Annotated in this window: 8 protein-coding genes; 3 read left to right on the top strand and 5 right to left on the bottom strand. The window is 36.3% G+C overall.

The window, feature by feature from the left end; genetic code table 11:
* The 3 genes from K6D58_RS00180 to K6D58_RS00170 form a co-directional block, all read left to right on the top strand.
* The coding region (locus K6D58_RS00180; protein ID WP_296826321.1) for a DUF6938 domain-containing protein at positions 1-1132 on the top strand (1132 nt) is incomplete at its 5' end.
* A 2-nt stretch (positions 1133-1134) separates the two neighbouring features.
* Entirely contained in the window at positions 1135-2829 is a 1695-nt protein-coding gene (locus tag K6D58_RS00175; protein ID WP_296826319.1) for an MFS transporter, read from the top strand.
* Positions 2830-2963: 134 nt separating this feature from the next.
* Positions 2964-5303, top strand: a complete 2340-nt coding sequence (locus K6D58_RS00170) for an alpha-galactosidase (RefSeq protein WP_296826317.1) — start codon at positions 2964-2966, stop codon at positions 5301-5303.
* 80 nt (positions 5304-5383) lie between these two features.
* Here the strand turns inward: K6D58_RS00170 and K6D58_RS00165 are convergent, their stop codons facing one another.
* The 5 genes from K6D58_RS00165 to K6D58_RS00145 all read right to left on the bottom strand — a co-directional run bounded on the left by K6D58_RS00165 (position 5384) and on the right by K6D58_RS00145 (position 9487).
* Positions 5384-5575, bottom strand: a complete 192-nt coding sequence (locus tag K6D58_RS00165) for an RpnC/YadD family protein (RefSeq protein WP_296826315.1) — start codon at positions 5573-5575, stop codon at positions 5384-5386.
* 98 nt (positions 5576-5673) lie between these two features.
* Positions 5674-6288, bottom strand: coding sequence for an Rpn family recombination-promoting nuclease/putative transposase (locus K6D58_RS00160; RefSeq protein WP_296826313.1), 615 nt, complete (start codon positions 6286-6288; stop codon positions 5674-5676).
* 570 nt (positions 6289-6858) lie between these two features.
* A complete protein-coding gene (locus K6D58_RS00155) occupies positions 6859-8232 on the bottom strand; it encodes an ABC transporter ATP-binding protein (RefSeq protein WP_296826311.1) in 1374 nt (457 codons plus the stop codon).
* Positions 8229-8927 carry an energy-coupling factor transporter transmembrane component T family protein gene (locus K6D58_RS00150; protein WP_296826309.1) on the bottom strand — a complete coding sequence of 233 codons (699 nt, stop codon included), beginning with the start codon at positions 8925-8927 and terminating at the stop codon, positions 8229-8231. The genes K6D58_RS00155 and K6D58_RS00150 overlap by 4 nt, the downstream gene beginning before the upstream one ends.
* Positions 8927-9487, bottom strand: a complete 561-nt coding sequence (locus K6D58_RS00145; protein ID WP_296826307.1) for an MptD family putative ECF transporter S component — start codon at positions 9485-9487, stop codon at positions 8927-8929. The genes K6D58_RS00150 and K6D58_RS00145 overlap by 1 nt, the downstream gene beginning before the upstream one ends.
* Positions 9488-9747 lie beyond the last annotated feature (260 nt).

Here is a 9747-nt window from a genome sequence, read left to right as displayed (position 1 = left end):
TTTGAATTCCTATAAAGAAACTACATGTACAAAAGTTATCAGTGCACAGAATGATTTGTATTCCCTGGGTTCAAGGCTTTCTTCCAAGAGCAGTCTCTTTAATCGTCTTATATGGGAACCTTTAAATTACGAAGGATTCCGTAAGCTTACATATAATGCCGGTGATCAGAAAAATGCAGAATTAATGGCGGCTGTGTTTAAAAATATTCCTAAGGAAATTCCTATTGTAGGAACCCATGTATGGCCGGCACAGGCTGCTGTTCATGCTGGAATGAAACGGGTAGTGAATGCAATTCCTGATAACTGGCCAATGGCTCTTCATTTTGCAGAAGGTTCCCTTCATACAGTTCAGACACATCAGGCTTATCAGGGTTATAGAATTCTTAACGGTATGGCCGGAGAAAATGTTCTTAATGAAATGCCTTCATCTTCTCTTTTTTATACCGGACATTATGTTGATCATGAACTTGTTTCTAATGTAGAAGCAGATTGTGCTGCCCGTAAGGCAAGAAAGGCAGAAGGTAAGCCAATGAGATTTTTGCTTACAATTGGTGGTGCAGGTGCTCAAAAAGAAATATTTGCAGCAATTATAAAAAATCTTCTGCCGGTTATAAAAATGAATAAGGCTGCCCTTTACGTAAATGTAGGGGATTATAAAAACGTCTGGTATGACCTTCTTAAAGAAATTCCGGAAATGAAAGCTTTGGCAAAGGAACATTTTGATGACTGGAATGAAATGCAGGAGTTTGCAGCAGAAGCTGTTGAAGGTGATGTTACTGGTATTCATGGTTTTTATCACAGCAATATTTTTGAAGCTGTATATGCAACAAATCTTTTGATGAGAAGTGCAGATGTTTTAGTTACTAAACCAAGTGAACTGGCTTTTTATCCAATCCCAAAACTTTTTATTAAAAGAGTTGGCGGTCACGAAAAGTGGGGTGCAATTCATTCAGCAGAAATCGGAGACGGTACTCTGGAGTGTCAGGATATTCCTCATGTACTGCAGATGATAAATCTTTTTGTTAATGATGATCTGTTGTTGAATGATATGTGCGACAGCATTGTAAAAAATAAGGCAGCCGGTATTTATGACGGTGCATATAAAGTAGTTGAACTGGCAGTAAGGAGGTAGTTATGTTAACAGGAAAAGAAAAAGTTTCTTACGGTCTTGGTGCTGTAGGAAAAGACATGGTGTACATGCTTTCGGCAAGTTACATTCTTTATTATTACCAGGATTTGCTTGGAGTATCTGCTATTGCTATGGGAATTATTCTTCTTGTAGCAAGAATCTTTGATGCCTTTAATGATCCTATTATGGGAATTATTGTTGCAAAAACAAAGACCCGCTGGGGAAAATTCAGACCCTGGCTTTTAATCGGAACCCTTACTAATGCAGTAGTTCTTTATCTTATGTTCAGTGCGCCTCCTTCTTTAAATGGAAACGGGCTCATTGCTTATGCTGCAGTTACATATATTGTCTGGGGTGTGACCTATACAATGATGGACATTCCTTACTGGTCAATGATTCCTGCTTTTACTAAAGGCGGAAAAGAGCGTGAAGGTTTAAGTGCTCTTGCCCGTTCATGCGCAGGTGTAGGTTCAGCAGTGATTTCCATTATTACAGTAATGTCGGTATTTACCCTGGGTATGAAATTCAGTCCAGATGCAAAAAACTATCAGGACTGCCTTGCTCATATTGAAGAAGCAAAAGTAGCTGAGGAAAAAGAAATTGCAAAATATTCCCAGGCTTATGGAATTGATGCAGAAGTTATTGAGGTCTATGCAGAAAAGGTAAAGGAAAATAAGGGTGATAAAGAAAGCCTTTCTTTTATTGAATCTGATGAAAAAGATTTTATTGCTGCAGGTATGTCAGAAGTTGAGCTTAATAATTTTAAGTCTTTGCTTGTAAATGTTTCTCTTGCAGAAAAAGAATCTGTAAAGGCAAAAGTTCCTGTTGAACGTACCGGTTATAAATATTTTTCTTTAATTGTTGCAGTAATTTTTGTTGTCTTTATTATTATTACCTGTCTTGCTATAAAAGAAAAATCTACTGTTAAGTTCCAGAGTCCGGGAGTAGGTGAAATGTTTAAGGCTCTCTTCCGTAATGATCAGGCTGTAGTTATTGTTGCTGCAATCGTAATGATTAATACAGCATTGTATATTACTTCTAATCTGGTAATTTATTTCTTTAAGTATGATTTTAATCCGGCTGCATTTGAATCCAACTATTCTATGTTTAATATGTTCGGCGGAGGATTCCAGATTCTTGCCATGATGATACTCTTTCCATTGTTCCGTAAGTTTATGAATACCGTAAAGATTTTTTATGTAAGTTTCTTTATGGCCTTTACCGGATATATTATTCTTTTATTTGTTGCATTAAGCGGTACAAGTAATTTTATGGTTTTGATTCCGTCTGCATTTTTGATAATGAGTGCAATTGGTATGCTTAATGTTGTAGTTACAATTTTTCTTGCTAACACTGTAGATTATGGTGAACTTAAAAATCACCGCCGCGATGAATCAGTTATTTTTAGTATGCAGACTTTTGTTGTAAAACTTGCTTCTGGAATTTCTGCCCTTATCGCTTCTCTTGTTCTTGCAATTTGTAACATTAATAAGGATGCCATTAACGGATCAAAGCTGGCTGCTTCTTCTACTATGGGACTTAGAATGAGCATGACTTTGATACCTCTTCTTGTTCTTGTAATCGGACTTATAATTTTTAAGTCTAAGTTTATTCTTACTGATAAAAAAGTTCAGGAAATAAATGAAGAACTTGCAGCAAGGGGAAAACGTCTTGAGGCTATTTCTTCTGAAAATGAATAGATGCTGAGAAAGAAAAGCTTTACTTTTTGATTATAAATGTACTTCTGGAAGTGAATCTTTTGGGAGTACATTTTTTTTGTATTAAAGGAAAATTAGATTTATAATAGATTCAATTTATTGATGATGGAGATTATATGATTCAGACAGAAAATAATACTTTTATTTTAAATACAGAAAATACTACTTATGCATTCAGACTTTTGCCAAGCGGACATCTGGAACATATGTACTATGGAAGAAGAATTACTATTAAAAATCCAGATGCTATAACTGAAAAGCATGCTTTTGTTCCTGCAAATTCTACTCAGTATAGCAGTGAATATGATCATTTTTGTCTTGAGGATTTGTGTCTTGAGTTTTCTTCTTACGGAAAGGGTGATATCTGGGAACCATCTATTGAACTTGTAAATAGTGATGGGGTTAGTACCTGTGATTTTATTTTTGAAAAAGCTGAAGTGCTGGATACAAAAGATGAGTATAAAACTCTCCCTGGTTCTTATGATGAAAAAGGAAAGTATGAACATCTTTGTATTACACTGATGGAAAGATTTTATAAACATAAAGTGGAACTTCATTATTATGTTTATACTGAATGTGATGTAATTTGCCGCAGTACAAAATTTATAAACGGAAGTAAAGACGGACTTTTACTTAAAAGGCTTATGAGCTGTCAGCTGGATTTTGCTGATAAAGATTTTACTTTTACAAGTTTTCATGGTGCCTGGGCAAGAGAAATGCAGAGGTCTGATGCCCTGCTTACTCAGGGTAAGTTTGTTAATTCCACAATTGCCGGTGTTTCTTCCAACAGGGCAAATCCTTTTGTAATGCTCAGCCGTCCCGGAGCCAGCGAAGATTATGGTGAAGTTTATGCCATGAATCTTATTTATTCTTCCAATCATTATGAAGCTGCAGAAGTAACGGCTTACGGTAAGACCCGTTTTGTTAACGGAATCAATCCGGCTACCTTTAGTTATTTTGTAGAAGGGGGCCAGGAATTTGAAGCTCCTGAAGCTGTTATGACTTATTCCCACCAGGGCTTTAATGCCATGAGCCAGAATATGCACCATTTTGTTAAGGAACATATCGTTCGTGGGGAATGGAAGAATAAGGTAAGGCCTGTACTTCTGAACAGTTGGGAGGCGGCTTACTTTGATATTAACGAACGTAAGTTAGTAAATCTTGCTAAAGCCGGTAAAGATGCCGGAATAGAGCTTTTTGTAATGGATGACGGATGGTTTGGTCAGCGTAATGATGATCACCGTTCATTAGGTGACTGGATTGTAAATAAGAAAAAACTACCGAACGGTATTGAAGGTTTGTGTAAAAAGATTAATTCCCTGGGGCTGGATTTTGGTATCTGGGTAGAGCCGGAAATGGTAAATGTGGACAGCGATTTGTACAGGGCACATCCGGACTGGGCTGTTGAAATACCGGGACACGAACATACGGAAGGTCGTAATCAGCGCATTCTTGATTTAACACAACCGATCGTTCAGGATTATTTAATAGAAGCAATGTCTGCTGTTTTTGGAAGTGCAAACATTGCTTACGTTAAGTGGGACATGAACCGTATTTTCTCTGATTATTATTCACAGAAACTTGATGCAAAAAACCAGGGTGAAGTTGCCCACAGATATGTTTGTGGTTTATACCGCTGCATGAAGGAACTGGTAAAAAGATTCCCTCATATTTTATTTGAAGGATGTTCAGCTGGAGGAAACAGATTTGATCTTGGTATTTTAAGTTTCTTCCCACAGATATGGGCAAGTGATGATACAGATGCAGTCTGCCGTGCAGAAATTCAAAATGGATACAGTTATGGCTATCCTATGAATACAGTAAGCGCTCACGTTTCTGCCTGTCCTAATCATCAGACTTTGAGAACTACACCTTTGGAAACCAGATTTAATGTAGCTGCATTTGGTATTTGTGGTTATGAATGTAATCTTGCAGAAATGAAAAAAGATGACCTTGCTGCTGTAAAGGCACAGATTGAACTTTACAAAAAATGGCGTGAAGTTTTACAGACAGGTAATTTTTACAGAAGCAGGAATTTCCTTACATCAAATATGACTGAATGGATTTGCGTTTCTAAAGACAAGACAAAGGCTGTGGGAATGATGATGCAGAAACTTGTCCGTCCAAATACCCGCTATGAATGTTTTAAAGCTCATGGTCTTAATCCTGATGCTGAATATCATTTTTACAGTTACGGCATGAAATTCAGCATTAAGAATTTTGGTTCACTTGTAAACACAGTTTCCCCTGTTCATATAAAACAGGATTCTCTTCTTGAAGATATTATTGCCAGGTTTGTAAAGATTGACGGAGAAACAGAAGACTGTCTTGTAAATGGCGATACCCTTATGTATAGCGGCGTAAAATTAAAGCAGGCCTTTGCAGGTACCGGTCTTAATGCAGAAACCAGATATTATCCTGACTTTGGTTCCCGTCTTTATTTTATGGAATCTTAGGATAGAGCATATTATCTGAATAAAAAAAAAGCACGAGTTTGTAAAAAAAACTCGTGCCAGTATTATGTTATTGGATAAAATTAATTTTCAGCCAGCTCTTCAACTTCCTTAACGGAAAGTCCAGTACATTTAGCTATAGTTTCGACTGGAATTTTTTCTGTCAGCATGTTTTTTGCTGTTTCCAGAGCTTTTTTACGTGCTCCTTCAGCAATTCCAGCTGCATGCCCTTCAGCACGTCCTTGAGTAAGTCCTTCATTCCTACTTTCTTCCATAATATCATAATCATGTAAATTCACGGCCATGAACCTCTAACTTTGGCTTCGCCAAAGTTGCCGAGTTTTGCTTTGCAAAACTCGCGAATAGTTTAATGTTAAAGAGTCAACTTTTTATTAAAAAGTGACATTCTTTCCAAAAGTGTTTTGGTAAAACTACTTTCCGCTTTGTTGCAACAGACAAATTTAAAGAGGCTTTTTAATTCCTCATCATCTGATTTATCCCATGCACTTGCATTATAAAACAATTTTACTGTTTTGTCTGTTTTGTCATTAATGGCTGTTTCCTGACATGAGGTTTTAAATGTGTAGCAGGGGATTCCCTTATTAAAGGGATCATTTTTACAGATAAAGATTACAAAGCTTTCAGGTAAATCTTTGTAGATGTGACCTTTTAAAAGATTATCTGCATCAATCATGCTCTGATAGTAGCGGCTACGGAGCAGAATTTCTGAATAATCCTTGTTCTGCATTTCAATGTCATAAACTTTGTCCGAGTCCTTAACATAAACATCAAAACGTACACCATGGGATTCATAGGTGGGCTTGATGGATTTCTGAAGTTCAGGGTATTCAATGTGGTCTACTTTGATTTTTAAAAGACGTTCAATAAGACCTGCACAAATTTCTGGGTCCTTAAGAACTTCACCAAACATATAGTCGTCAGTAAAGGTAAGATTTTCCAATTTCTTAAAATAACTTGATTCTTTCATTGCTTCTCCAAATTTTGAAATTAATTTTTTAAAGAAATCTGCTTTTAAAAAATCATGCAGCTTTTTAACAAAAATAAAGTGGCTTAAAATATCCGACAGATTTTGAAAAGCAAATATCCCCTGTATATATATTTTCATCGTTTAACAAAAAACCACACAAATTCGTAAAAAAAATAACTACTTTTCTGATTTTGAATTAAATATGTATGAAGTATTCGCCTGCATACAAAAGTCAGACAAGCAGCAATTTGTACCACTATGGCGAGAAAAACCCGGTAAAGTATACGGAGCCTGATCATGATGTGAATAATGAAGACTCAACAGGTAACAGACATTTCATAAGACATGGGCAGATATGGTGCAGTTCTTGTAGTTCAAATTTTAAAAAAATTGAAGAACAAGATAAATACCACCATAGGGTAGCCAGCCGGATATTATAGATTTTTCAAATAATAAAAAATTTGCAGTAGTAAAGTAAAAGTCGAGATCTAAGTATTCTGGAATATATAATTATTTTGACGAGTTAGATTACAAACAGAAATAAAAAACATTTTCAAAATTTCAAAATCATCATTTTATCACCCCGTCATAAATATTAACTTTTCTGTCACAGAGAGCAGTCATGCAGCGGATGTCATGGGTGATGGAAATCATGGTGTTTTCCTGCTGGCGGTGTACATTGTTAATTATGCTCATCATGTTTTGTAAAGTTTTGTAGTCCTGACCTACTGTGGGTTCATCAAGAAGAAGGAGTTTTGGTTTTTGTGCAAGAATGGCACAAACAGTTACCCGGCGTTTTTGTCCTTCTGAAAGTGAATGAGGGTGGCGTTCCAGTAAAGGACCAAGTTCAAATTCATCAGCAAGATTAAGGGCGTAATCTTTGTCATCAGTTCCAAAAAGAATTTCATCTTTAACAGAAGGCATGAACAATTGATAGTTTGGATTTTGAAAAACAACGCCGCAGTTTTTAAACCATCTTTTATTTGCACGATTGCTGCACTTATTATCAATATGTTGCAGAATTATTCCACTGTCTGCTTTTTGCAGGCGGGCAATAGTTTTCATTAAAGTAGATTTACCGCAGCCGTTTTCTCCGCAAAGTAAAATACGTTCCCCTTTTTTTACATTAAGATTTATTCCATTCAGAATAGTTCGATTACCAAAAGATTTTTTTAATTCATTTATCTCAAGGGCATTTTCTGTAAGGGTAATATGGTTTTCATTTTTATCTTCAATAATATCTGTCTGGCTTTTTAAGAAACTTTCTTTATCAGAAATTTTTTCAGCTCTTTTATTTTTAAGCTGCCAGACTACATCAACAAATGGAAGTACAACATCAAGGCGGTGTTCAACAAGTAAAATTGCTTTTCCTTCTGCTGCAAGTTTTTTTAAAAGTTCAAGAAGAATTTTTGCACCCCGGCCATCAAGGTTTGCAAGTGGTTCATCAAAAATAAGAATGTCCCCTTTCATTGCAAGAGTAGAAGCCGTTACCAGTCTTTGCTTTTGTCCGCCGGAAAGGGTACGGGTTTTCCATTCTTTTTTTATTTCCATTATGGAAGATGATTTTTCTATTTCTTCATAAATTGTTTCTGGAGTGAATCCAAAGTTTTCGCAGCCGAATGCAATTTCGTCTTCAACAATTGAATGAATGATTTGTGATTCTGCATTTTGTAAAACACTGCCAACCTTGCGGGAAATCTGACTCATGCTTTTGCAGGCAGAATTTTCTCCATCAATAAAAATGCTGCCTTCAAATTCTCCCTGAATGACCCGGGGAATTATTCCGTTTATTAATGAAAGTAAAGTGGATTTTCCGCAGCCTGATAATCCGGAAAGAAGAGTCACCTGTCCGTAATTAATTTCAAAATCCAGGTTTTCAAGAGTATTTTCCTGGGCATAGTAGTATTTAAACTTTTTACAATTCACTTGAACAGCAGTTTTCATTTTTTCTCCAGAATGCTGAATACAATGCAGGCAGTTAAAATTCCCAAAAATAAAAAAGCAAAGATAATATCTTTTTTGACCAGACTGACATTTTTATAACTTGAAGGCGTAACATCATCTGCTACAAAGCCCCGGGTTTCTACGGAAAGTGTCAGGGTGTCAGAAATATTTACCAGTCTTACAATGAGGGGAATTAAAAATGCACGGTATAAAACAGAAGGTTTCCATAAAGATGCAGCGCCTCTGCTTTTCATTGCACCTCTTACTTGTTTTATTTCTCCTGCAAGTACAGGAATAAAAGAAAGAGTTATAAGCATTCCTAATGTAACAAGACGGGGACATTTTAATTCAGTCAGATTACGGACAAGACATACGGGTTCAAGAGCAAGTCCCGGAACTGCAGCAAGTGATACGCCGCCAAATCTTACTGCCATTTGAATTGCAAAGTTTATATTACGTCCACTGGCAAAATAAAAAATAACAGAAAATATTCCTACGTAAATAATTGTAAAGGGCAGCATAAAAAAGCATGCCCTCCCATAACCGAATGCCACAAGAAGAAGAAAGACAGCTGCCAGAAAAATAATTCCCCAGAATGATTTTGCAAGAAGAAGGGAGCCTGCAAAAATTACCAGGGAAGTAATTATACTAAAAACCGGGTAGAGAGGATTTTTTATATGGAATGAATCTGTCATTATTTTAAAACACCGGCTTTTAAAAGTTCTTTAGAAACTTTTATTCCAAGAAAGGAACCAAGGGCTGCAACTACAAAGGAGCCTGTGATAAATACAATTGAAAGCATTTTGAATCCGCTGGCAAAAAATAAATCCCACATTTCTTTAGAAAAGAGACGGTAGTAAATAAGATTAAAAGGCATGGTGCAGGGAATAAAAAGCATGCTTGCAAAGAAAACCGGATTTACGGAATTTTTGTAATTCCTGAATATTAACACCACAAGAAGTTCCAGTATAAGTCCGGTGAGTACGCTGGAGATAAACATTACCGGTGCCATAAAAAGTTCAAAGAGCCCGGTGAATAATGCAAAAATAAAAAGTGTACCTACCTTGCGGACTTTCATAAGAGCAATTGCAGAAAAGAATGCAAACTGAAAAGCAGTTACAAGCTGTGCAAGGCCGTATATGTAAATGTGAGCGACGATGGCCATAACTGCGGCTGTACACAAAGCCACTGCAGAGATTAAAGCCATAAAAACAATATCTTTTACTTTAAAAGAATCAAAAATCGAGTCAGACAATTAACCACCCCTAATATATGTTAGATAACGCTAACGATTGTACAAATTTTAAGAATTTATGCAAGAAACCCCATAAAACTCCAGAAAGATGGATTTGACACGGATGTCACTAAACAAAAGCGACAGGATGTCGCATATAAAGCGTATGAATAAATAAGTATTTCCCGAGTTTTACGAAGTAAAACTCCAGAAAGATGGATTTGACACGGATGTCACTAAACAAAAGCGACAGGAGGTCGCATAATAAGCGTATGAATAAA

It is taken from the genome of Treponema sp., assembly GCF_024696245.1.
In the GTDB taxonomy this organism is placed as follows: domain Bacteria; phylum Spirochaetota; class Spirochaetia; order Treponematales; family Treponemataceae; genus Treponema_D.
The sequence above is the reverse complement of the archived record's forward strand: the minus strand, read 5'-3'. Positions and strand labels throughout refer to the sequence as shown.